23 protein-coding genes are annotated in these 23494 nt (G+C 70.0%); 11 read left to right on the plus strand and 12 right to left on the minus strand.

Features of this window, described 5'->3' with window-relative positions:
• Positions 1–10 precede the first annotated feature (10 nt).
• The 4 genes from ABZT04_RS24855 to ABZT04_RS24870 all read right to left on the minus strand — a co-directional run bounded on the left by ABZT04_RS24855 (position 11) and on the right by ABZT04_RS24870 (position 5672).
• The gene (locus tag ABZT04_RS24855) at positions 11–742 is read right to left on the minus strand and encodes an ATP-binding cassette domain-containing protein (protein ID WP_356059169.1); all 732 of its coding nucleotides are present in this window, start codon (positions 740–742) and stop codon (positions 11–13) included.
• The gene (locus ABZT04_RS24860) at positions 739–3534 is read right to left on the minus strand and encodes a branched-chain amino acid ABC transporter permease/ATP-binding protein (RefSeq protein WP_356059170.1); all 2796 of its coding nucleotides are present in this window, start codon (positions 3532–3534) and stop codon (positions 739–741) included. The genes ABZT04_RS24855 and ABZT04_RS24860 overlap by 4 nt, the downstream gene beginning before the upstream one ends.
• 31 nt (positions 3535–3565) lie before the next feature.
• Positions 3566–4840: an ABC transporter substrate-binding protein gene (locus tag ABZT04_RS24865; protein WP_356059171.1), complete on the minus strand. Its 1275-nt coding sequence runs from the start codon at positions 4838–4840 to the stop codon at positions 3566–3568.
• Positions 4841–5204: 364 nt separating this feature from the next.
• The gene (locus tag ABZT04_RS24870) at positions 5205–5672 is read right to left on the minus strand and encodes a hypothetical protein (protein WP_356059172.1); all 468 of its coding nucleotides are present in this window, start codon (positions 5670–5672) and stop codon (positions 5205–5207) included.
• A 99-nt stretch (positions 5673–5771) separates the two neighbouring features.
• On the opposite strand from ABZT04_RS24870, the gene ABZT04_RS24875 reads away from it, so the two are divergent.
• On the plus strand, positions 5772–6242 hold the full coding sequence (locus ABZT04_RS24875; protein WP_356059173.1) for a cupin domain-containing protein: 471 nt from the start codon (positions 5772–5774) through the stop codon (positions 6240–6242).
• A 56-nt stretch (positions 6243–6298) separates the two neighbouring features.
• On the opposite strand, the gene ABZT04_RS24880 is transcribed toward ABZT04_RS24875, so the two are convergent.
• Both ABZT04_RS24880 and ABZT04_RS24885 read right to left on the minus strand, forming a co-directional pair.
• Entirely contained in the window at positions 6299–7726 is a 1428-nt protein-coding gene (locus ABZT04_RS24880; protein WP_356059174.1) for an aromatic ring-hydroxylating dioxygenase subunit alpha, read from the minus strand.
• A gap of 37 nt (positions 7727–7763) precedes the next feature.
• Entirely contained in the window at positions 7764–8084 is a 321-nt protein-coding gene (locus ABZT04_RS24885) for a ferredoxin (RefSeq protein WP_356059175.1), read from the minus strand.
• Positions 8085–8272: 188 nt separating this feature from the next.
• Here ABZT04_RS24885 and ABZT04_RS24890 point away from each other — a divergent pair, with 188 nt between their 5' ends.
• A complete protein-coding gene (locus ABZT04_RS24890; protein ID WP_356059176.1) occupies positions 8273–9256 on the plus strand; it encodes an NAD(P)/FAD-dependent oxidoreductase in 984 nt (327 codons plus the stop codon).
• 59 nt (positions 9257–9315) lie between these two features.
• Here ABZT04_RS24890 and ABZT04_RS24895 read toward each other — a convergent pair whose 3' ends face one another.
• The gene (locus ABZT04_RS24895; protein WP_356059177.1) at positions 9316–10905 is read right to left on the minus strand and encodes an FAD-dependent oxidoreductase; all 1590 of its coding nucleotides are present in this window, start codon (positions 10903–10905) and stop codon (positions 9316–9318) included.
• A 32-nt stretch (positions 10906–10937) separates the two neighbouring features.
• Positions 10938–11501 (minus strand): VOC family protein, encoded by a 564-nt coding sequence (locus tag ABZT04_RS24900; RefSeq protein WP_356059178.1) that lies wholly within the window; start codon positions 11499–11501, stop codon positions 10938–10940.
• A 153-nt stretch (positions 11502–11654) separates the two neighbouring features.
• On the opposite strand from ABZT04_RS24900, the gene ABZT04_RS24905 reads away from it, so the two are divergent.
• The 4 genes from ABZT04_RS24905 to ABZT04_RS24920 all read left to right on the plus strand — a co-directional run bounded on the left by ABZT04_RS24905 (position 11655) and on the right by ABZT04_RS24920 (position 14239).
• Positions 11655–12122, plus strand: coding sequence for a HepT-like ribonuclease domain-containing protein (locus tag ABZT04_RS24905; RefSeq protein WP_356059179.1), 468 nt, complete (start codon positions 11655–11657; stop codon positions 12120–12122).
• A 9-nt stretch (positions 12123–12131) separates the two neighbouring features.
• On the plus strand, positions 12132–12638 hold the full coding sequence (locus ABZT04_RS24910; RefSeq protein WP_356059180.1) for a MarR family transcriptional regulator: 507 nt from the start codon (positions 12132–12134) through the stop codon (positions 12636–12638).
• A gap of 77 nt (positions 12639–12715) precedes the next feature.
• Positions 12716–13333: a TOPRIM nucleotidyl transferase/hydrolase domain-containing protein gene (locus ABZT04_RS24915; protein WP_356059181.1), complete on the plus strand. Its 618-nt coding sequence runs from the start codon at positions 12716–12718 to the stop codon at positions 13331–13333.
• Between the two features lie 261 nt (positions 13334–13594).
• The gene (locus ABZT04_RS24920) at positions 13595–14239 is read left to right on the plus strand and encodes a class I SAM-dependent methyltransferase (protein ID WP_356059182.1); all 645 of its coding nucleotides are present in this window, start codon (positions 13595–13597) and stop codon (positions 14237–14239) included.
• 37 nt (positions 14240–14276) lie between these two features.
• Here the strand turns inward: ABZT04_RS24920 and ABZT04_RS24925 are convergent, their stop codons facing one another.
• The 4 genes from ABZT04_RS24925 to ABZT04_RS24940 all read right to left on the minus strand — a co-directional run bounded on the left by ABZT04_RS24925 (position 14277) and on the right by ABZT04_RS24940 (position 18772).
• The gene (locus ABZT04_RS24925) at positions 14277–15080 is read right to left on the minus strand and encodes a class I SAM-dependent methyltransferase (protein WP_356059183.1); all 804 of its coding nucleotides are present in this window, start codon (positions 15078–15080) and stop codon (positions 14277–14279) included.
• 170 nt (positions 15081–15250) lie between these two features.
• Positions 15251–16699 carry a glycosyltransferase gene (locus ABZT04_RS24930; RefSeq protein ID WP_356059184.1) on the minus strand — a complete coding sequence of 483 codons (1449 nt, stop codon included), beginning with the start codon at positions 16697–16699 and terminating at the stop codon, positions 15251–15253.
• A 12-nt stretch (positions 16700–16711) separates the two neighbouring features.
• Positions 16712–17530 (minus strand): glycosyltransferase family 2 protein, encoded by an 819-nt coding sequence (locus ABZT04_RS24935; RefSeq protein WP_356059185.1) that lies wholly within the window; start codon positions 17528–17530, stop codon positions 16712–16714.
• A gap of 81 nt (positions 17531–17611) precedes the next feature.
• The gene (locus ABZT04_RS24940; RefSeq protein ID WP_356059186.1) at positions 17612–18772 is read right to left on the minus strand and encodes a glycosyltransferase family 2 protein; all 1161 of its coding nucleotides are present in this window, start codon (positions 18770–18772) and stop codon (positions 17612–17614) included.
• Between the two features lie 460 nt (positions 18773–19232).
• Between ABZT04_RS24940 and ABZT04_RS24945 the strand changes: the two genes are divergently transcribed.
• The 5 genes from ABZT04_RS24945 to ABZT04_RS24965 all read left to right on the plus strand — a co-directional run bounded on the left by ABZT04_RS24945 (position 19233) and on the right by ABZT04_RS24965 (position 23494).
• Entirely contained in the window at positions 19233–19907 is a 675-nt protein-coding gene (locus ABZT04_RS24945; RefSeq protein ID WP_356059187.1) for an ABC transporter ATP-binding protein, read from the plus strand.
• Complete coding sequence (locus ABZT04_RS24950) at positions 19904–20584, plus strand: hypothetical protein (RefSeq protein WP_356059188.1); 681 nt, start codon at positions 19904–19906, stop codon at positions 20582–20584. Before ABZT04_RS24945 ends, ABZT04_RS24950 begins: the two co-directional genes overlap by 4 nt.
• Before the next feature lie 150 nt (positions 20585–20734).
• Entirely contained in the window at positions 20735–21820 is a 1086-nt protein-coding gene (locus ABZT04_RS24955) for a hypothetical protein (RefSeq protein ID WP_356059189.1), read from the plus strand.
• A 43-nt stretch (positions 21821–21863) separates the two neighbouring features.
• Complete coding sequence (locus ABZT04_RS24960) at positions 21864–22679, plus strand: geranylgeranylglyceryl/heptaprenylglyceryl phosphate synthase (RefSeq protein ID WP_356059190.1); 816 nt, start codon at positions 21864–21866, stop codon at positions 22677–22679.
• Positions 22676–23494, plus strand: coding sequence for a Moenomycin biosynthesis protein MoeN5 (locus tag ABZT04_RS24965; protein WP_356059191.1), 819 nt, complete (start codon positions 22676–22678; stop codon positions 23492–23494). The genes ABZT04_RS24960 and ABZT04_RS24965 overlap by 4 nt, the downstream gene beginning before the upstream one ends.

A 23494-nucleotide genomic window follows, 5' to 3' on the forward strand; every position in this document is an offset into this window, starting at 1 on the left:
CAGCAGCCAGTCACGAAACAGACTCCGCCGCCCCCTCGCCAAGATAAGCCCGCTCCAACAGACCGGGATCCGCCGCGAGTCCCGCGGCAGGCCCGCTCCACACCGTCGTGCCGTGCACCAGGACCACCGCCCGGTCCGCCACGTCGAGTGCGAGCCGGACGTGCTGCTCGACCAGTACGACAGCCGTGCCCGTGTCCTCGGCGATCCGGCGGACGATCGGCAGCAGTTCCTCGACGATCACCGGTGCCAGCCCCATGCTCAACTCGTCGACGAGCAGCACCCGGGGGTCCTGGATCATGGCCCGGCCCAGGGCCAGCATCTGCTGCTCCCCGCCGGAGAGCATGCCTGCCGCGACCTTCAGCCGTTTGCCCAGGGCGGGGAAGAAGTCGAGCACCTGGTCCACGCCGCTGCCCCGGCGTCGCCGCGCGAGGACCAGGTTGTCGCGCACGGTGAGCTGGGTGAAGAGGGACCGGTCGTCGGGCACGAGGACCAGGCCCCGTCGGGCGACCTCACGTGCCCGGCCGCCACGGATCTCGCGGCCGTCGAGGGTGACGGTCCCGCCCAGGCGTGGCAGCAGTCCGGCGAGTGTCGTCAACAGGGTTGTCTTTCCGGCCCCGTTGGGCCCGAGCAGGGCCGTGACCTCGCCGGGGAGCAGCTTCAGGTCGAAGCCGCGCACCACCGGCCGTCCCTTGGTGTAACCCGCGTCCACGCTCTCGCACGTCAACAGTTCCCGCCCGGTCACTGGACGACCTCCCCATGCACCTGGTCCGTATCCGCGTCCACGTGTGTCGCGCCGAGGTAGGCGGTGGCGACCCGTGGATCCGCCTTGATCTCGGCGGGCGTTCCGTCCGCGATGACCTTGCCGATGTCCAGGACGACGATCCGGTCGCACACGTCGAGCACCAGCCCCATGTCGTGGTCGATGAGCAGGACCGTCACGCCGTCCGCCCGCACAGCGCGCAGTCGGTCGCCCAGCCACCGGCTCTCGTTGCTGTCCAGGCCGGCCGCGGGCTCGTCGAGCAGCAGCATCCGGGGGCGGCCGGCCAGGGCGCGTGCGATGGACACCAACTGCCGCCTGCCCTGGGACAGTTCACGGGCAGGTTGGTCCCGGAAACGGCTCAGGTGCAGTGTCTCGAACAGCCGGTTGCGCAGATCGAGCCCTCGCATGGTGCCGACGTGGTCGCCGCCGTGCCGGGCCGCCGCCTCCCCGACCAGCACGTTCTCCTCCACGCTGAGGTCCTCGTACAGCTCGATGCCCTGGAAGGTGCGTCCGAGGCCCGCCCGTCCCCGCTGGTGCGGCTTCAGCGAGGAGATCGTCCGGCCGTCGAACTCGACCGTCCCCGTACTGCGGTGGTAGCCGCTGATCGCGTCTAGGAGGGTGGTCTTCCCGGCGCCGTTGGGTCCGATCACGCCCACGATCTCGCCCGAGCGCACCTCGAAGGAGACCGCGTCGACGGCCACCACACCGCCGTAGCGCACCCCGATGTCGCGGACCGCGAGGACCACCTCGCCGGGATCGGGGACCGGTGGTCGGGCGGCTGGTGCCGTGCCGTTGAGGGCATCGGTGTCCTGGTCGTCCCCGGTGTCGACGGTCGCGGGGCGGCGCAAGCGCCGTAGCCGGGCCGTCAGTTCGTGTGCCGGGCCCACGACGCCTTCGGGGTTGGTGATCACGGTGAGGACGAGACCGATGCCCATGATCACGTCGTACCACTCGCCGATGGACAGGGCCCGGTCCAGGAGGACCGGCAGCAGGCCGCCGGCTCCCATCACCCCGGCGACGAGACCGCCGGACAAGGAGGTGATGCCGGCCAGGTAGGCGGTCGCGAACAGGCCGAGACCGCCGATCGCGGTGAACATCTCGGCGTCGGCGACCGTCTGTTGGTAGCCCATGAGGGCGCCGCCGAGTCCGGCGATGAACGCCCCGATCGCGAAGGCGACGATCTTCGTACGGGCGACGTCGATACCCGCCGCAGCGGCCGACCGCTCGTTGGCGCGCACGGCGAGCATCGCGGCGCCGAGCCGGCTGCGGCGCAGCCACGCCACGCCCAGGCCGACCAGCAGCAGCACGACGAGACACAGCAGCGCGAAGGGGATGCGCGGATAGTCCTCGCCGGACCCGATGCCCAGGTCGATGCCGAACAGGTGGGGCGAGGGCACCTTCGAGCCGCCCAGGCCGCCGTTCAGTTCGGGGTTGCGGAACCAGAACGCCTCCAGTGCCACCGCCAGCGCGACCGTGACCACCGCCGCCGGCAGGCCCCGGATCCGCAGTGCGGGGAGCCCGATCACGACGCCGATCGCCGTTGCCGCCAACGCCGCCAGCAGCGGGGCGATCGGAAAGGGTATACCCCATCCGACGCTCAGTTTGCTCAGGCTGAACGCGCCGACCCCGGCCAGGGTCAACTGGGCCAGCGAGATCTGCCCGGCGAACCCGGTGACGACCACCAGCGACAGCGAGATCACCGCCAGGGTCAGCGAGGTGATCACCGCGGCGCGGATGCTTCCGGTGGTCGAGAAGAGCACCAGGACGGCCAGGGCCGTGCTCGCGAGGGCCGGGACCAGGATGCTGTCGGGCCGTGGTGCCCGGCCCAACGCCTGCTGGATCAGTGAGCCGCGGGTGGGCAGCGGCCGTCCCCGGACCACGAGGTAGGCCAGGATGACGGCCAGCGGCACCAGTTGGGCCAGACCGGTCTGCGGGAGCCACGACCATTTGCCCTGGAGGAACTGCACCTCCGACTGGAGCATCCCGATGACCAGACCCGCCCCCACGGCCGGGATCAGCGCGGTGAAGTTGCCGACCAGCGCCGCCGCCAGGGCCGGCACGATGAACAGCGTGTAGGAGACCGGGACCAGCGGCACGATCGGCGCGATCAGGATGCCGGAGAGACCGGCGACGGCCGAGCTGAGCGCCCAGTTGGCGACCGCGATCCGCTCCGGCGAGAGTCCGCTGACCAGAGCGCCCTTCTCCGACTCCGCCGCCGCCCGGGCCGTGAGACCGAAGCGGGTCAGCCGGAACGCCAGCGCCAGGACGACGGTCAGTACGACGATCACCGCCGCGAACCACAGCCGGTCGCCGGGGATGAGCGAACCGCCCCAGGACACCGGGTCGTTGGGCAGGATGGCCTTGACCGACACCGCCCCCGTCCCCACCCCCGCGGCGAGCACGGCCTGGACCACCAGCATCACCCCGATCGAGGCGACGGCCTTGGCCACCGGCGGCGCGGTCCGCAGCGGCCGGAAGACCAGTCCGTACAGCACCACCCCCAACACGGCGGCCAGGACAAGGGAGATGACCACCGCCGGGAAGAGGCCGAGCGGACCGCCGATCCCGATCTTCTTCGGTACGCCCGGCAGCGGCACCAGCAACTCGCCCTGACGCAGGAAGGCGTAGGTGTACGCGCTGTACAACGCGATCGCCCCGGTGGCGAAGTTGACCACTCCGGAACTGCGGAAGGTGAGCACCAGTGCCAGCGCGAGCGCGCCGAACACCGCCCCACTTCCCAGCCCCAGCAACAGAAACACGACGTACTGGCTCATCGGCTGGACCGTCCCCTCCGGTTGCTCCGGACTACTGCGCGAACAACGGGCTGGGATCGACGAGCCGCGTCTTCCCCAGCTTGCCGTCGGACGACACCGTGCCGGTGACCTCCTTGGCCGAGCAGGCGGCGGGCAGCCCCGGTACCGCCTTGGAGTCGCAGCTGAAGGTGATGCCGTGGCCGGCGGGCAGCACGACGTTCTTCGCCGAGCGCAGCGCCGCGGTGATCGTCTTCGGCGTGACCGTGCCGGTCAGGCCGTGCAGGGCGCGGACCAGACCGAGCACGCCCTGGTACCCGATCGCCGCGTACCCCTGGGTCGGGGTGTCGGGGCTGTACTCCTTCATCACCTGCCGGTAGAGCCGCGCTTCGAGGTCGTCGCTGGCCACGTCGAAGCTGCTGAAGACCTGCACGCCATCCATGCCCGCGCCCACCGCGTCGACGACCTCGGGGGACACGCACGACTGGACGGTCATCCGGGCGATGCCGGCGCCGAGCGTTCCCATGGCCTGGAGCACGGAGGTGCACACGGTCGGATCCGCTACGACGGCGACGGCGTCGGGCTTGTTCCGCAGAGCGGCACTCACCTGCGGTGAGGCGTCCGGTGTACCCGCCGCGACGGTGACGATCTGGAGGCCGACGCCCGCCTTCGCGAAGACCGGTTTGCCGATGGCCTCGATCCCGCTGACCGCGGCCGGGGCGTCGATCACGAACGCGGCGACCTTCTTGTACCCCTTCTCCTTCGCGTAGGCGGCCATCGACGTCATGGTCGTCGGGAAACCGCCGGTCCACGAGAAGGCGTTGGCGGTGGTGCCCTCGGAGTTGCTCGCGGCGATGGACGTCGTCCAGGGAATGCCCGCCCGGGTCACGATCGGCACCATGGAGTCGCCCAGACCACTGCTGGTCAGGACCACCGCGTCGACCTTCCGCTCGACCATCTGGTTGGCGCAGTCCCGCGCGGTCGCCGGCTCCTCCTTGGTCTTGCAGACCACGAACTCGACCGGCCTGCCCGCGATCCCGCCGAGGTTGGCGTTGACGTACTTCCGGGCCGCCTCGGCGGCCTCCCTGTTCTCGGGCTGGCTGATCGCGGAGCCGCCCTCGTTGGTGATGAGCCCGATCGTGACCGGCGCGCCGGTGGCCTTCTTCCCGGGGAACGCGCTCGCCAGCGCGGCCGGGATCTTCGTGCTGTCCGAGGCGGTGGCACCACCGGCGCTGCCACCGCATCCCGCCAGCAGGAGCGTGGCCGACACCAGCGCCACCGAGGCGCGCGACCGGGGTGAGGAGATGACTCGTCCGACCGACTCGATCATGTCTGCGTCCCAACGTGTCGGCGAGTGCCCGGCACTCGCTGCGATCAGCGACCGGCGGCGCCGTGGGCCGAAGCCGCGGCGACGCCGCCGTCCGAGAGGGTGAAGAGAGAGCCGCGAGTGGAGGTCGATCGGCACACGGCCGGCCGCCGCGGCGGACCAGTGCCGGCCGGCGTGCCGAGGACTTGACGTAGCAACTGGGCCCGCAAGCAAGAAGAGTATACGTAATTGCCTGCCGCTGGAATGGGTCGTACGGGACTTGTCGTCGTGGTCGGCGTCCCTTGTGGTCTCGCGTCTGGAATGAGGGGCCGAAATGCAAAGACGCAGCAGGCCGGGTGGGCTGCTGCGTCCGAGCGGGTGCGCCGGTTCAGTGACCGCGATGGACCCAGCCCTCGTCGTGCCAGTACGTCCTGAGGTTCGCCATCGGCTCGGGCCAGGTCTCGATGTAGGTGACGCCCTCAGGTCCGGCCGTCATGAGATAGGGGGTGCCGGCCTCGCTGATCCAGAACTCGCCCGGACCGATGGTCCGGCTGCCCTCTTCCCCGTCCTTCCCCCAGGAGACGTGGAACTCGCCGCCGAAGACGATGATTAACTCGTCGAGGTTGTGATGGTGGCGGGGCACCGGGAAGCCCGGCGCGCACCGCAGCCCGTTGAGGTTGAACGACGGGTCCACCTTGGTCGACCACCACATGTTCCCTTTGAAGGTCTGCTCCATGTCGACCGGCGCAGCGGCCAGGAGTCCGCCCTCGTGCCACAGATACGTGGGCTCGGACTGGTCGACCGGCAACTCGATCCAGCCGTCGTCCGACAGCAGATTGAAGAACTCGATTCCCATGCCCCGATACTGGGGACCGGGCTGGGACGTGTCATACGTGAATCCCGATGAGCGGAACCTGTCCACGACACGGCGCACGGCCGCGCATACGGTCACCGCGTGACTCTTACATTCGGTGATCTGGTGGACGACGCGGACTGGGTTCCCATGGGCCTGGAGCAGCAGGGCCATCCGAAGTACTTCTGGAACGACGGCGGTCTGCTGCGGGACGCGCCCGTGGACTTCGCGGCGACCTTCGACGGGGCGATGTGGGTGACCACCAAGCCCATCGACATCCCGCGCTTCAACCGCAACCCGCTGCGCGTGCGCCCGAACTTCACGGTGCCCCGGCACCACCACAACGTCGACGAGATGCTGTTCGTCTTCGCGGGCGAGTACAGCATCGAGCACTACGAGGCGGGCGAGCCGCAGACCGTACGGGTGGGCCCGGGGGACATCTTCCTCAGCCGGGCCGGCACGCCGTACACGATGACGGCGGGACCCGAGGGCGTCACCTACATCGAGACCTGGCCGAAGCCGGTGACCGAACTGGAGACGTACTGGCACGACGTCGGCTGGGTCCGGCGGTAGACCGCCGACACGGCCGTGTCCCGGCCCCTGCGGGCCGGGACCACAGACGGGACGGGTCAGTCCGTCCAGAGGAACCGGTCGGCCACCCGGTGGTGGTTGTAGATGGTCATCTCCTGATCCTCGCTCAGCCGGTGCCCGTCGAAGCTGGGGGAGTGCATGCCCACGGTCACCTCCTTGGCGTTCAGCAGATCCTGCGTGAAGATCTCGCCGAGGTCCGCCTCGCGGAAGTCCTCGAAGAACTGGGGCTGGAAGTCCCGCTTCTTGTCGTAGTCGGCGACGGGGACCTGGTCCAGGCTGAAGATCTCGAAGAGGCAGCTGTCCGGGTCCATGCCGTTGGGCCGCGCCCGGTAGCCGAACACCGAACCCTGGTTGGGCAGCAGGATCGTGTTCGGGAACACGTTCCACGCCGTACCGGCCTCCGCCCACTGCTGCGGGGTGATCTCCGGCCAGTCGTAGCCCTCGGCGATCGACAGGTCCCGGTAGAGCTGGAGATAGTACTGACCGGCGGTCATCCCCTCCGGCACGTCCGCGGTCTTGAGCGCCTCGGCCGCCCGCCAGCTCCGCTCGTTCTCCAGGCCGCGCATGTCGTCGGCGATGTACTGCACGCTCAGCGCGACACTCAGCCGTTCGTCGGTCACGCCCCCCGTACCCCGGTTGGCCGGGTCCTTGCCGACGTCCTTCTTCTTCGGACCGACACTCGAATAGTGCGCATGCCGCTCGTACACGGTCGTGGGCGCCCACATCCGCGATTCGAGTTCCTTCATCGAGGCGATGTTCGTGTTCGACTTGTCGAAGCGGTAGAGCTGCGGATGCGTCCCCGCCACGTGATACGCCTCGAGGAAACCGTCCAGCGCGGTCTTCCAATTGCACGGCAGCAGCACGCTCTTGTGCCACCGGTAGCGCATGTTCTCGAACTGGAACGGCGCGAAGATCCGCGGAATCGGGTCGAGGTATTCGAGCAGCGGCTTCGCGTCCGGGTCCATGTTGATGAACACGAACCCGCCCCACTGCTCCGCCCGCACCTGGACCAGGCCCAGGTCGTCGTCCGAGCGCGGCACGAACTCCTCACGGTCGAGCACCAACCTGATGGAACCGTCCAGGTTCCAACGCCAGCCGTGGAAGGGGCAGATGAGCGAACCGACCCGGCCCCGGCCGCGCGCCAGCCGCGTACCGCGATGCCGGCACGCGTTGAAATAGGCGCGGATCGAGTCCTTGGCCTCCCGCACGATCAGGATCGAATGACCACCGATCTCGTACTCCACGAAGCAACCCACACCCGGCAGTTCCTCCAGCCGACAGGCCATCAGCCACGCCCGGGTGAAGACCTTCTCCAGCTCCAGTTTGAGGAACTCGGGGTCCAGATAACGGCCCTTGGGCACGAACGCACGAGAAAGCCGGTACTTCTCCGGGACCTTCTCGGGAGGCACATCGCCCTCGAACCAGGGGACACGACGGCCCAGTTGCGGCTCAACCACGGCAGACACCGAACATCACTCCTTCCACTGCTCACGCACAGTCATGTCAGCCGGCGTCGGGGCCGGCGACCTCGGTCCCGTCGGCGCTCCGCACCACATGGATGCAGTTGCCCGGGCACTCGTCGGCGGCGTCGATCACGTCCAGGCGCAGCCGCTCCGCCACATCGGCCTGCGCGCCCTCGGGCGTCAGCAGTTCCCCGTCCTCGCCGTTCTTGACGTAGGCCAGTCCGTCGTCGCCGAACTCGAAGACATCGGGGGCGTATTGAGTGCACAGGCCGTCACCCGTGCACAGTTTCTGATCGATCCACACCCGCACTTCATCGCTCACGAGCCTCGCCCTCCTCGTCCGCAGAAAGCCGTCCGTCATCGCGGTGGCCCGTGAAAACGACTCTCCACGCGGCGTCCCGGGCCGTCCAACGGCCGTCCCATCAGCCGGGACCGGAGCCGACGGCCCTGATCGCAGCCGCCCTACACTCGGCCGGTCGACCCCCGCCGATCACTGCCGACCACTGCGGTCTGGTGCCCACACTCCCCATCACCCCAGGAGGCCGGCCCGTGGCCGAGACCGTGACCACAGACATCCTCATCGTCGGAGCCGGCCCGATCGGGCTCTACGGCGCCTACTGCGCGGGCTTCCGCGGACTGCGGACCGTCCTGGTCGACGCGTTGCCGCAGTGCGGCGGCCAGATCACCGCGCTCTACCCGGAGAAGGAGATCCGCGACATCGCCGCCGTCCCCGGCACCCGCGGCCGCGACGTCGTCGGCGCTCTCAAGGAGCAGGCCGACGCGTTCGACCCGACCTACCTCCTCGGCCGCCAGGCCGTCGACCTCGCCCACACGTCCGACGGACGCCCGCAGGTGACTCTCTCCGACGGCACCACGGTCGACGCGGGAGCGGTCGTACTGACCGCCGGGATCGGCACGTTCACCCCGCGCACCCTCCCGGCCGGGGAGGAGTTCCTCGGCCGGGGACTGAGCTACTTCGTCCCGGACCCGGCCGAGCACTCCGACCGTGACGTCCTCGTCGTCGGCGGCGGGGACAGCGCGGTCGACTGGGCCCTGGCCCTGCACCCGATCGCCCGCTCGGTGACCCTCGTGCACCGGCGCGGCACGTTCCGCGCCCACGCGGCGAGCGTGCGCGAACTGTACGACCGCGGAGTCGACATCGTCATCAACGCCCAGGTGGAGACACTGTCCGGCGACGACCTGCTGCGCCAGGCGCACCTACGGGTCGATCGGGAGACGGAACCCCGTGTGCTGAAGGTGGACGCGGTCGTGGCCGCGCTCGGCTTCATCAGCAACCTCGGACCGCTCGCCGACTGGGGCGTCGCACTGGAGCGGCGCACCATCGTCGTCGACACCAGGATGCGCACCACGGTCGACCGGGTCTACGCCGCCGGCGATGTCACCGCCTATCCGGGCAAGGTCCGGCTGATGTCCGTCGGCTTCGGGGAGGTGGCGACCGCGGTGAACAACGCTGCCGTGGCCCTGGACCCCGCGCTGTCGCTGTTCCCCGGTCACTCGACCGAGTCCGCCTGAACACAGCACTCCCTCTCGAAGAGACCGTCTTCGAGAGGGAGTTGAGACGCTCCTCGTGCCTACCGACCGCCGTCGGCCATGTCGACGGCGGCGATGTAGGAGAACGCCATCGACGAACCCACGGGACCGCCCGCGCCCGGGTAGATCCGGCCGGACATCGGCGCCATCGTGTTCCCCGACGCGTACAGACCGGAGATCACCGAGCCGTCGGGCCGCAGTACACGCGCGTGCTCGTCCGTCTTCAGGCCCCCCTTGGTCCCCAGGTCGGACAGAACGATCGTGGCCGCGTAGAACGGCGCCTTGTCGATCACCCCGAGGCAGGGGTTGGGCCCGTCGGTGTGGGCCCCCGCCATGTGCGTGATCATCAGGTCCCAGGGATCCTCGCCACGGCCGAACTGCTCGTCCTTGCCACCCCGGGCATACCCGTTGAACCGCTCGACGCTCTCGGTGAGCGACCCCGCGGGCAGGCCGATCATCTCCGCGAGTTCCTCCAGCGTGTCGGCCCGCTTCAGGACACCCGCGGCGAGGAACTTGTCGACGTCGAACCAGCCGGGAACCTGCGGCGCGACCGGCAGCCCGGCGAAGGCCCGCTTGTTGTCGAGTTGGCGCTGGTCGAACACCCAGTGCGTGGGAAGGTGCGACACGTGCGAGGAACGGTGCGCCCTGAGCATCTCGTGGCCGGCGCGGTCGTAGGGGAGACGCTCGTTGAGGTAGCGCTGACCGGCGGAGTTGACCCAGATGCCGCTCCAGACCGAGGTGTAGAACACCGGGCGAGTGTCGGGGACGACCAGGCCCGGCGCGAACCACGACTCGTCGAGCAGATCCGTCGCCGCGCCGATGTCGATGCCCGCGGTGAGGGCGTCGCCGGTGTTGCCGGGGCAGCCCTGGGTCCACTCGTCGGCGATGCCCGGCTGGAACCGTTCACGCAGCGCGCCGTTCCGCTCGTAACCGCCGGCGGCCAGGAGTACGCCCCGGTCGGCACGGAAGGTCACCAACTCGCCCTCGCTTCGGGCCTCGACACCGACGACCGCGCCGTCCACCACGAGGAGGCGCTCCAGTGCGGTGTTCGTCAGCACGGTCCCGTTCCCGGTCTCCATGAACGCGAGCAGCGCACGGCCGATGAGGGCCTGCCCGCCGATCATCTCCGAGCCCGGATCGACACCCCAGCGCTCCGTCCACAGCGGCCTGCGCACCAGCGGTTCCAGGTCGCCGAGTTCGGACCGGTCGAGGTTCTCGGGGAAGATCGTGCGGCCCTGGGGCAGGCTGCCGGGCCGGCCGGCGAAGTAGTCGGGCACGCCCTGCCAGAAGAACCGGCCGAACCGCGGGTTCTTCTCCAACTCGTCGATCAGTGTGGGCCCCGCCTGGAGGAAGGCCTCCCGTAGCGCGGTGGGCGAGTCGTCGCCGACGATCGCGTCGAGATAGGGACGTGCGACGTCGGGACCGTCCTCGACGCCGGCCCGCTGCTCGGCCGCGTTGCCGGGCAGCCACATTCCGGCGCCCGAATAGGCCGTGGTCCCGCCGACGTACTCCGTCTTCTCGATGACCAGCGTGCGCAGCCCGCGGGAGGCCGCGGCGTACGCGCCGACCAGCCCCGCGCCCGAGCCGACGACGATGACATCGTAGGAATCAGTTGTGCCTTCGCCGCTCATGACGGTTCCTCTCCTCGGGTGTCGAGCAGGATTCAGCGCACGTGGTTCCGGCCCGCGTTCGACGCCGCCTCCAGGTGCGCGAACCCCTGGGCGGCCTCCTCGTCGAGTTCCATCACCTCGACGAAGTGCCCCAACTCGGCTGTCATGTCGAGGTATCCGAAACGGATGGCACCGCTGTCCCCGTACTGTTTCCACGACCTGCCGCTCGCGGCGACGATCGCGGACGCCTCGTCGAAGTCGTCGACGCGGAAGCCCAGATGATGCAGCGTCGCCGGTTGCCCGGCCCTGAGGGCGCCGCGATAGAGGTCGACCATGCCGCCGACCGGGCGGATGATTTCGAGATTGGTCGGACCGGCGTTGACCAGGGCGACATCGATGACCCACTCGTCGGCGGGCACACCGTCCACCACGACGAAGGTGGAGCGCGGGTCGTCGGCACCGGCGGGGGGCCGGCCGCCTCCCAGCGACGACTTGAAGTGCTTGACGCACTCGACCGTCCCCAGCTTCGACTCCAGGAACGCGGACGCGGCGTCGATGTCGTCCGTCACGTACCCGAGCTGCATGAAGTTGCGGAAGAGATCACTCAACGATCGCACTCGGTACCCCCTTGATCCGGTGATCCGGTGATTCGGTTGGCCCGACGGACCACGGGGCACGACTGTCCCCCCGCCTCCGGCGGTCGTCCATCGCAAGTCCCACCAGACGGAATCGGCCGCGTCGGCGCGGCTGCGGCGTGGCACGATGCGCCGATGACCACATCGAGTGCGGGGACGGCGCCGGTGACCGTGGACCGGGCGGCGATCGAGCACCGGCTCATCACGCTGCGCAAGTCGGTCGTACAGCTTGAATCGCTCGGTTCGCTGGACCCTGCGCGTCTGGAGAACGACCCGGGCACGGGACTGGCCGTCGAACGCGTCCTCGCGCTCCTGCACGACCTCGCCCTCGCGATCAACCGGCACGTCTCCACGGCGGTACTGGGCGAAGCACCGGGGACCCTCGCCGGCTCGTTCGACGCCGCTGTGGAGGCCGGGCTGATCGACGCCGGACTGGCGACCGCGCTCGCACCGGAGGACGGTCCGCACCACATCCTCGTGCAGTTGTACCTGGACGCCGAACCCGAACGGGTCGAGGCGGTCGTGGCCGCCGCACGGACCGGATACCGGGAGTACGCAAGCCAGGTCACCGACTGGTGTGAAGGTTCAAACGGCGGCGGCTAGAGTGCGACCATGACCACGACGCCACGCTGGCTGGATGCCGAGGAGCGGCGGGCCTGGCTCGCCTATGTCGAGTTCTCCACGCTCCTCTCCGACCACCTGAACCGCCAGTTGCGTCGCGACGCGGGGATGACCCACGCCGACTACATCCTGCTGGCCCATCTGTCCTCGGTTCCGCAGGGCACCCTGACCATGTCGGAGCTGGCCGAACGCCTCAAGATCACCCGCAGTCGGCTGACGCACGCGGTGACCCGCCTCCAGGAGGCCGGTTACCTCGACCGCTACGAGGACCCCGCGAACCGGCGCAGCCAACTCGCCGAACTCACCGCGCAGGGACGCGAGTTCCTGGAGCACGCGGCCCCGGGCCACGTCGAGGCGGTACGCCGCGCGGTCTTCGACGCGCTGACGCCCGAGCAGGTGCGCCAGTTCGCGGAGATCGGCGAGGCGATCAACGCAGCGCTCCATCGGGAGGAGGAGGCCGGGGACGACCAGGAGTCGCTGCCCTGGCGCCGACGTTAGTGTGGATCGACGCACTGAGCTGACGTCCCGACGGAAAATGCCTCGCGGCGCGGCCGGGACGGCCTGAGACTCATGTCATGACCGACATGGAGGCGTTTCGGGACGCGGTAACGGTGTGGGCGACCGGTGGCCCCGGCGATTTGGCGTACGAACTGGCCACTCAGTTGCCCGTCCGCACGGCCGTCCTGCTCGAAGGACCGAGCGACGTCGCGGCGGTCGACGCGCTGGCGCGGAGCCGTGGTCGGAACCTGGCGGCCGAGGGGGTCTGCGTCCTGTCGATCGGCGGCGCGATGAGCGTCGGGCACTACGCCCGCCTCCTCGGTTCACCCGGCCTGGGCCTCCGCCTCACGGGACTCTGCGACGAGGCGGAACGCCCCTACTATGCCCGGGGTTTCGAACAGGCCGGTGCGGCGGAGCAGAACTTCTTCGTCTGCGCGGCGGATCTGGAGGACGAGCTGATCCGCGTACTGGGCGTGGCACGGGTGGAGGAACTCGTAGGCGCGGAGGGCGACTTGCGCGCCCTGAAGACCTTCCTGCGCCAGCCGGCTCAGCGGGGCCGCGCCCCACAACAGCAGTTCAGGCGCTTCCTCGGCACGAAGAAGGGACGCAAGATCCGCTACGGCCGCGTCCTCACCGAGGCCCTCGACCCTGAGCGGGTCCCGGCGCCGCTCGACGGATTGTTGTCCAGCGTCTGACCGCTTCAGGCGCTGCCGCCCCAGGGGGTAACCGCACTCTGGACACGTCGTGGTCGGGAGGGGAGGGTACGAGGGCGGCATGCCGCGTATGCCGGGAGGGCGCCCGCGCCGTCGTTTCTACTCGATCACAGCGGACGGAGCGAAACTGGCTCGCACCGCCCTGGCGAGCGCCTAGCGCGTCCGTAGGCAGCCGGTAACCGGATGAGTCACCGCCCTTCCAGGGGCGTCGTAGAGCAGATGGCTCCGAGGAAGGTATCCGCCGTGTCCGATCCAGGCAGCCAGATTCCGTACTGGGACACGGCCGCGGCAACGAAGACCTTCACTCATCCACTCCATCTGCCTTGGCTGGCCGGCCTCAGCAGGCACGCCGCGATTCTCGACTACGGATGCGGCTACGGCCGCACCATGGGAGATCTCGAACAACACGGCTTCGACAACCTGACGGGCACCGACACCTCGCCGGCAATGATCAAACGGGCCCAACACCTGCACCCCAGGCTGCACTTCGCCGTCCTGGACAACCCACCGATGTGGCCTTCCCCGCGCGCCGAGTTCGACGCGGTACTGCTCTTCGCCGTGCTGACCTGCGTCCCCGCCGACGAAGCCCAACACCGTTTGATCGCCGAGCTGAACCGCATACTCAAGCCCGGTGGAATCCTCTACGTCAGCGACCTCCTCCTCCAGGACGACGAACGCAATCGCCGCCGCTACGACCGCTACGGTGTGTTCGAGACCGACGACGGCGCAGTTTGTCGGCACCATTCCCGTGAACGGCTCACCTCACTGCTGAGCGGCTTCGAGACCATCACCTCTCGCACCATCGTGGTGCCCACGATGAACGGACATGCCTCGGTGGGGATCCAGATCCTCGCCCGCAAACCCAGTCGGTCGCCTTTGGACGTCTGAACATCCGCGGCAACGCTCGGCCATAAGTGCCGAGTTGCTAAGTATCCACGTCCGGGACCTGTCCGACGAGCATGGTCACCCGCACCTCCTCGGCGAACCGCTCGTCCGCGGGGAGCGCGCGTCGGATGCGTTCGGCGAAGGTGGCGCGCTCGTCCGGTCCTGGCAACCGATCGGCAGGAATCGCCGAGCAGACTCCGCCGAAGAGTTGGTCGAAGTCCATCTCGTCACGGTATTCGACGACGATTTCCCGCACCCCGTCGAAGCCCGCGGACCGAAGCGCCTCCCCGTACCGCGACCGGTCACTGCTGCTCGTGCCGCAGGTCGCTGTCAGGGTCGTGCCCAGCCACTGTTCGAGGCAGCCGCGCAGGGCCTGGGACCAGGGGGTGTCCTGCAGCCACAAGGGGGTTCCGTTGGAGATCACCGCGATGCCTCCGCCCGTGCGCAGCAAGGGCGTGACGGTGCGGAAGAGTTCCTCGTGCCGCATCCAGTGGAGCGCCTGCCCGATGACCGTCAGCGCCACCGAACGCTTTCCCAACAGCGCGCCCAACGCGGGGAGATCGGCGTCGGCACCGAGCATCCAGGTCACGTTGCGAATGCTCTGGGACTCCGCGGAGTCCCGGGCCAGCCGCAACATGTCCGGCTCCGGATCGACCCCCACCACCGAACGGACTCGGGAGGCGAAGGGAAGAGCAAGCTGACCGGTGCCACACCCCATGTCGAGCACGACATCGGTGTGCGTGAGCCCAAAGGATTCCTGCAAGGCGTCGAAGACCGGGGGAGGGTACCCGCGTCGGAACTTGCTGTAGTACTCGGCCACGGCACCACTGAATCCCAGGGTCATGGCTCTACTTTGCCGGGCGTCCGCGAGAGCTGACCCCGTTCGTGCGGGATCCTGTTGCGCTCGATGTCCTCGCCGTCTCCCTGGACGATGGCTGTGGCGATCCCGTCGGCGTGGTGTATTGCGAGGAGTTGGGCGAACACCGTCGACAGTGCCCCGGGCACCATCGTCGCCTAGAGGTATCTGACGCCCTGTTCCGCGCTGCCCGCCAGGAAGCCGGAGAGCCGGGCGCCGTAGCGGATCCAGCGGCGGCGCAGGCTCGGGGAGCGGGCGAGGTCGGGGGAGTGCAGGAGCAGCCAGGACCAGTTCATGAGGACCGTACGGTTGTCGCGGCGTTCGAAGCCGGCGTGGTGGTAGGCGGCGTACAGCCGGGCGCCGGATCTGCCGTAGTTCCACTTCTGGCGGGCCAGCGCGGAGAGTTCGGCGCGCAGGCGGTAGTGCATGCGGGCGTCGTGGGCGTAGCCGACGCGGTAGCCGCACAGGTGGGCCCGCCAGGACAGGTCCATGTCCTCGCCGCCGCCCCGGTAGTTCTCGTCCCAGCCGCCGATTGCCGTCAACACGTCTTTCCAGGCAGCGCAGTTGGCGCCGCGCGCGAAGGGCAGGAAGTCGGTCTGTTCGGTCATCGGCACCGGCTGCTCGTCGGCGTACCCAGGGCTGAGCACACTGCTGTCCAGGCTGCCGCCGATCAGGTCGGCGTCCGGGGCCGCGTCGACCAGCGCGGCGAGCCAGCCGGGGTCGGCGACGTCGTCCGCGTCGCAGAAGGCGATGAAGTCACCGCGGGCGGCGGCGATCCCGCGGTTGCGGGCGTAGCTCTCGCCCGGGCGCTCAGGGGCGTCGATGATCCGCAGGCCGGGCAGGTCGGGACGCGCCTTCTCGGCCACCTCGCGCGTCGCGTCGGTCGAACCGTTGTCGATGACGAGAACCTCCCAGGGGGCGGTAAGGGTCTGGGAGGCCAGCGCGCGCAACTGTGCCGGCAGCGTGCGCGCGCCGTCGCGGACGGGGATCACGACGGAGACGAGGTGCGGAGTGCGGCCGGGGCCGGGCGTGTCCACCGGGGGTGTGTCGACGCGGGGGGTGAGGTGCGTGTCCCGCACCAGGCGGGCTCCTGCCGCTCGGGCGGCGGACACGGTGGCGGCGCTGTCGTCGGTCCGCCGTCGCACCAGCAGTCGCGGCACGGTCACCCACGAGGCCGTACGGCCGCTCGTGCCCAACAGGTCGTGTCGTACGGCGTATGCGGCGCCGTCGAGACCCGGGGTCAGGGCGATGCCCTCGACCAGTGCGTCCGGCCGCAGCCGGAGCGTGCCGCACTGGACGAGGCCGACGTCGTCGCGAGCGGCCAGGCCGAGGTGCCGTAGCCAATCAGGGAGCGCCTCGTCACGGCCTTGGAGAAAGGCGACGTGGGGGGTGCGCATGGCGCGCGCGGACTCGACGCAGGTCTCGGCGGCGGTGTCGGGCGCGCAGCGCGCGAAGCGCGGGCCTGGGTCCGGAGGCGGTGCCACCGGGGTGACGACCGTGATCGCGGCGGGCGGCAGGGACTGGCGCAGCAGGCTGTGCACCGCGGGTTCCCACTCGCCGTCGGGTGCCGCGACGACCACGCCGATCCCGGGCAGGGTTGCTTCCACGCTCGTCACCCCTCACCCGCCCACCGCGACCGGGTCCAGCGTGAAATCGATGTCGTTGGGCGGCGCGACCAGCAGGGGCAGCAGTTCCTCGCGGGTCGTCGCCTCCCGGCGGCGGCGTTCCTGGGCGTTCATGGCCTCGGTGTAGGAGAGGCGTTCCGCCGAGCCGAAGCCCGTCGTGGGCGCCTGGGTCAGCGACTGAGGCCAGACGCGGTAGCGGTACAGAACGTGGCGCACGCTGCGCAACCGGTACAGCCGGGCCGCCCGGAGATGGAAATCGGTGTCCGCGCCCAGCCGGACCGTGCCGTCGAAGCCGCCGAGCCGCTCCAGCACCTCGCGCCGTACCACCGACGACGGGTGCAGCACCACCGTCGACCGGCCCAGCCGCATCCACAGATTGCCGTTGCGGGGCATCCGGCGGCGGCCCGTGCTGTGACCCGCCGCGTCGATGTACTCGTAGGCACAGCCCACCAGGTCGGCCTTGTCCCGTTCCAGCAGGGCGAGTTGATGGCGCAGCCGGCCCGGCAGGCTGATGTCGTCGGCGTCCTGGAAGGCGATGTACGGAGTGTCCGCGAGCTGCAGGACCTTGTTCTTGATGCGGAGATGGCCGACGTTCTCGGAGGTGCGCAGGACGGTGAGCCGGGGGTCGTCGGCGTAGGGACGCAGCGCGGCCGTCCATGTCTCGTCGGGGGAGCGGTCGTCGACCACGATCAGGCGCAGGTCGGTCCGGTCCTGGGCGAGGACCGAGGCGGCCGCCGCGCCCAGGTAGTCGGCGCAGTCGTAGTGCGGCAGGACGACGGTGACCGCCGCCTCCTTGTGTGCCGAGGTCCGCACGGCGTCTCCCTTCCCGGGCCGCCGCGCTGGGCGGCCTGTGTCGGCGTGCGGACGGCCGCCGTGACGGGCGGCCGTCCCGTGTCAGCGTCCGGTGTGTGCCGCCGCCCGCCGCCCCTCGGCGGCCGGGCTCATGAAGTCACCGTCGTCGCCCCACGGCACGTGCCGCAGCGGACGGCCCGCCGCACCCCGCACGGCGAGACCCGCGGCGACCCAGCAGAACCAGCTCAGGTGCACGGCCTTGACGGTCCACCGCTTCAGTCCCCGGACGGGGCCGCCGCTGCCGTCCCAGGCGGCGAGCGGCCACAGGCCGTGGAAGAGCGTGCCGGTGAGATAGGTCCGAGCCGTCGGCCACGGGTAGTCGGCCGTGGAGGTCACATGGCTGTAGAGGGAACGGCGCAGCCGGCGCAGCGTGTCGTGGGTCCCGGAGACCCGGTAGAAGGCGCCCCTGGCGTCCGGCACCACTTCGAGGTCGTGCAGCGGGTCGGGTGCGTCGGGGTCGAGGAGTTCGAAGAGCACATGACCGTCGTCGGCGAGCCGGCGGACCGGGATGCCGTCGGCGACGACATCGCCCGCGACGAGCATGCAGGCCGCCGCGGGGTAGGCGCCGGGCGGCACGGTGACGCCGGAGACCCGGTCCATTGTCCGCGCGGCGGCCGTCGTACGGGGCAGGGCGACCAGATGGGCGCCGACCGCGCCGGTGCAGCCGCGTTCGTGGAAGCGGTCGACGAGCCGGGCGAGACAGCCGGGGCCGAACTCGACGTCGTCGTCGGTCCACAGCCAGCCGGTGTGACCGAGCGGCCTGGACAGAGCGAGCGCTGTGTTGACCGTCCGGATCTTCCCCCGGCCCGGCAGGGCGAACCCGACGACGGGCAGGGCGGCTGTCCCGGCCCCGGTCAGCGCGCGCAGCCGGTCGACGGCCTCCGCCTGCTCGCCGGGGCCGTGCTGCATGCCCAGCCAGACCGTCAACGGCAGCTCGGGACGGGCCAGTTGTACGTCGGTGAGGGCGTCGAGGAGATGACGGAGCGCGGTCTCATGGGCCGTCAGGTCGCAGCGCGCCACGTAGGTGGGCAGCAGCACGCCGAGTCCCCCGGTGGGCAGTTGGGCCTCCAGCGTCGCCGAATCCGGCAGAACCTCTCCCGACCCGACCAGTGTCACTGGAGTGTCCGAGGGAGGCAGTGGGGCGAAGCCGCGGGCCACGGCGCGCTGCCACCATGTGCGCCCGCCTCCGGTGCCGCCTGGCATGCGCGTCCCTTCGCCGGCCGAACCGTGCTCCACCCGTTCCGGCCCTTCGCCGGATATCCGCGGACGAAGGGGAATTCACTGCCGAGATGCGCGTCGCGGAATGTGCGGAGTGCGGCGATTTCGACGCGGCGTACTCTAACCGCCGCCTCGAAGTGATCACAAGACGGCGGTCCGCTTTCGAGTCGGTGGCCGGGACACCGACGTTCCGCTTGCACTGACCCGGTTAATCCACCGGAGGCAGACGTGCCGGAATCATGCGGTGGGCTGGCCGAATTCCATCGGCTTTACGGGGAGTTCCGCTCGGCCCCGCATCCGGGAAACGGCCGAAAACAGTCGACCGGAGTTTTCGATTCCACTCCGTGTGTCGGCGGTGTGCGGGGTCGGCCCGCTCGTCTGTGGCAGGCTGATGCCACGGTATTCCGCGCCATTCGTCGCGGGCGGCGGAAGGAAGGTGTCTCGGATGAGGTATTCCGCACGTGCGGAACAGCAGTCGGGGGAGTTGACCGGGCCTGCGCCAGGGCGGGAGGTCCTGCTGCACGCGCAGGGGATCGTGAAGCGCTACGGCCGCCGCCGCGTCCTGAACGGAGTGGACCTCGCGGTGCGCGCCGGCGAGGTCGCGGCGATCGTGGGCAGCAACGGAGCCGGCAAGTCCAGCATGCTCAAGATCTGTGCCGGGCTGCTCGCCCCCGACGAGGGCCGGGTGACCATCGCGGGACGCCTCGGCTACTGCCCGCAGAACGCCGGTGTGATGGGCTTCCTCACCCCGCGCGAGCACTTCACGCTGTTCGGCACGGGCCGGGGCATGGGCGGTCGCGACGCGGATCGCCGGGGGCGTGAACTCGCCGCGAAACTCGACTGGCAGGTCGCGCGCGGCACCCTGGCCAAGGACCTCTCCGGCGGTACCCGGCAGAAGCTGAACGTCGTCCTCTCCGCCCTCGGCGACCCCGACGTCCTGCTCCTCGACGAGCCCTACCAGGGCTTCGACCGGGGCTCCTACGTGGACTTCTGGCAGAACGTCTGGGGCTGGCGCGACCAGGGCAAGGCGATCGTCGTGGTGACCCACATGCTCAACCAGCTCGACCAGGTCGACCATGTGCTCGACCTCAGCCCCAGGAAGCCGGAGGCGGCCCGATGATCCGGACCCTGCGCATGGCCGAGATGACACTGCGTGAACTGCTGCGCCGGCGCGGTGTGCTGGGCCTGCTCCTGCTCGTGCCGCTGGTCTTCTACCTCGGTCGGCACGACCAGCCCGGCCAGGCCATCCGGTTCGTCAGCCTGGGCGTGGGGTTCGCGGTCAGCACCGCCGCCCTCTTCTCCGCGGTCGGCGGACGAGAGATCGAGCCCCGGCTCACCCTGTCCGGCTTCCGGCCCCGGCATCTCTACCTGGGCCGCATGCTCGCCCTGCTCACGGCGGGGATGCTGATCTCCGCACTGTACGCCGTGGTGGTGATCGTCGACCAGGACGTGGCGAACCCGCAGGGGGTCGCCCTGGAACTCGCTCTGACCACCCTGGTGGCCGTCCCGCTGGGGCTGCTCCTCGGCCTCGCCGTACCGCGGGACCTGGAGGGCACTCTGCTGCTGATCTCCGTCATCGGCGCCCAGATGGTCATCGACCCGGCCAAGGACGCGGCCAAGGTGCTGCCCTTCTGGTCGACCCGGGAGATCATCACGTACGCCGTCGACGGCGCCGGCGACGGTTCCCTCGCCTCGGGCCTGACACACGCCGTCGTGGTGACCGCGCTGCTCATCGTGGTGAGTGGCGGTGTCATGGCGATGCGATTGCGCAGGCGCACCCACATGCAATTCGTGTGAATCCGCCGCGCGTCCGTGCGGTGCGTCGGGGAAAGCGCCCTGTCTCGCCGATACGAACACGTGTAGGGTTGGCGAATCGCCCTGCCGACGCGGTGTCCACGCGTCTGTGTGGTGGCCCGGCTCGTCGCCTCTCCCCAGAAAGGAGACTTCGTGAACGGTGCACAGCGATTACCCTTCGGCGAATCCACCGAACAAGCCCTCGCAAGGGCAACGGAATTCCTGCGAACCGCACGTGACGCGGACGGCTGGTGGAACGACTACGAAGTCCGTGGCCCAGGCCAGTTCTGGGCCACTGCCTTTGTCGGCGCCTCCCTCGCGGAATTTCCGGAGGGCCCCGGCCGATCGGCCGCCGAGTCCGCCTGGGAACTGCTGAGACAGGCCCGCGGCCCCACGGACGGCTGGGGCTACTGCCCCCAGGTCCCCGGCGACGCCGACATCACCTCCTGGGTACTGCGACTGGCCGAGGCGCTGGGTGCCGACAACGACCCCCGAGCGGACGAGGGATACCGCTTCGTCGCCGCGCACCTCCAGGACGACGGGGGTATCTCCAGCTATCTGCCGCAGCACGCCGCGCCCTTCCTGGACCGCGTGGCCCCCCGTTGGGACGCCTGGTACGCCAGTCACGCGTGCGTCACCACGGCCGCTGCCGGACTGCTCCGACTGCCCGTCCGCGAACGGCTGTTGACACGGCTCCGTGAGATCCGGCGGCCCGACGGATCGTGGCCCGCCTACTGGTGGCCGGACCGCGAGTACCCGACCGCGCTGGCCGCCGAGGCACTCACCGCCGACGCCCCAGCAGGAGACCGCCCCGAGGCGGCGGCCGCCGCCCGCTGGGCCGCCGCCAGGATCGCCACGGACGGCGCCGTACGCACCGAATGGGAGCCCGAGGGATCCGCCTTCGCCACCGCCTTCGCCCTGCGCGCCGTCCTGGCCGGCCGGCGGCCCGAGGACGACGACACGGTCCGCCGGGCGGTCTCGTATCTGATCGACTCCCAGGAGAAGGACGGCAGTTGGCGGCCCTCCGCGTGGTGCCGGGTGCCCGGCCCCATGGAGTTCGACCCCGACGCACGGCAGCACTGGGAACGCGGACGGCGCGGCAAGGCCGCGCTGGGCTCCGTCGTCCTGGACACGAAGGCGCTCTACACCACCGCGTCCGTCGTGGCCGCACTGGCCAGGACGAGCACCGCGACGGTGACTTCGGCGGCGGCCGAGTCGAGCCGCGCGCATCTCGCATGACGGCGTGCACCGCGCCGCGACCGGACAACGAGGGGGAACGCAGGTGAACACGTCACCGCAGTTGGTCCAGCGTACGGAAGTCCCGGCCACACCACCCCTGTTGGGCCCAGGAGCCGTCCTCGGACGGCTGCGGGACCATCAACGGGGGCCCGTCCACATCATCGACCCGTTCAAGGTGCCGCAGGCCGAGGCCGTCGAGAAGGCGAAGATCCTCGACGACCTCGACTGCCCCGCCCTCATCCTCGCCAGCACCGACTACGTGTCGTTCGAGTCCCGCATGGACCCGTACGTGGCGGCCATCAAGGAGGTCAGCTCCCTGCCCGTGCTGCTGCACTTCCCGCCGCGCAAGGGCCTCGGCTTTCCGTTGGCCCGGGGAGCCGACGCCGTCATCCTGCCCGCGCTGCTCGGCTCGTGCGACGACTACTACGTGTGGAAGAGCTACCTGGAGACCCTGGTCAATCTGCCCGGCCGGAGCGACCGCGAGGACTGGCCGGAACTCCTGCTCACCGTCGCTCTCACCTTCGGCGAGGACCACAAGACGGGGGACCTGCTCGGGACCGTCCCGGTGGCCACCGTGGACACCGAGCAGATCGACCGGTACATCGCGGTCACCCGTAGCTTCGGCTTCGACATGGTGTACCTGTACTCCCGCTACGCCCAGGTCCCCGCCGACGTGGTCCGGCACTTCCGGCAGCGGCTCAAGCCCGAGCAGATCCTGTTCGTCAGCGGCAATGTCCGCCGGCGGGAGCACGTCACCGCCTACCTGGAGGCGGGTGCCGACTACGTGGGCTTCGCCGGGGCGCTGGAACATCCCGACTGGCGCTCCACGCTCGCCGAGATCACGGCGGCCCGGCCGTGACCGCGGCACTGCCCGCGGCCTACACCACGTCCATGCTGGTCACCGAGTCCGCCAACCGCGACCACCTCACCGACTTCGTCGCCCGCAACGGCGGCTCACCCGAACTCGTCGCCCACACGGCCGCGTTGCGCCTCTACCTGAGGGTGCCGCACTTCCTCACCGAGTGGGTCACCGAACCGGGGCGGCGCGCCGCGGTGGCCCGGGCACTGGCCATGGACATCGTGGCGATGAAGCTGCTCGACGACCTCATGGACGACGACACCGGGCTCGACCGCGTCGAACTCGCCTGTCTGTGCCTGCATCTGCACCTGACGGCCCTGCACGAGATGTGCGCGCTCGCCGCGGACGCCCGTGCCGTGACCGATGTGCTCGAACACGACTTCACCGAGGTCTGCACCGGCCAGATACGCACCAAGAGCCGCCGTGCGCGGAACCTCGACGAGTGGTGTGTCAACGCCAGCACCTACGGCGCCACCTTCCTGGGCTGCTACGGCTCGCTTTCGGCGATCTGCGGCCGGCAGGAGGACTCCGTCGATCCCGCACGGCGTTTCGCCGAGGCGTTCGGCACCATCATCACGATCGCCGACGATCTGACGGACTACGACCGCAACGGTGAGCGGGAGGGAAATCTCGGCCACCTGATGCGCACCGGAGCCGTACCCGCCCCCGACGTGGAGGCCCTGCTGGAGCGGCTGCGCACGCAGGCGCTGGACGCGGTGCGGGAGCAGCCGGCCTCCTCGGGGCTGGTCCCCGTCGTCGGCCTGTACACCGACGACGTACTGGACCGGCTGCTGCCTCTGCACCTCGTGCACTGA

This window comes from Streptomyces sp. NPDC005492 (assembly GCF_040605995.1).
Taxonomy (GTDB): Bacteria; Actinomycetota; Actinomycetes; order Streptomycetales; family Streptomycetaceae; genus Streptomyces.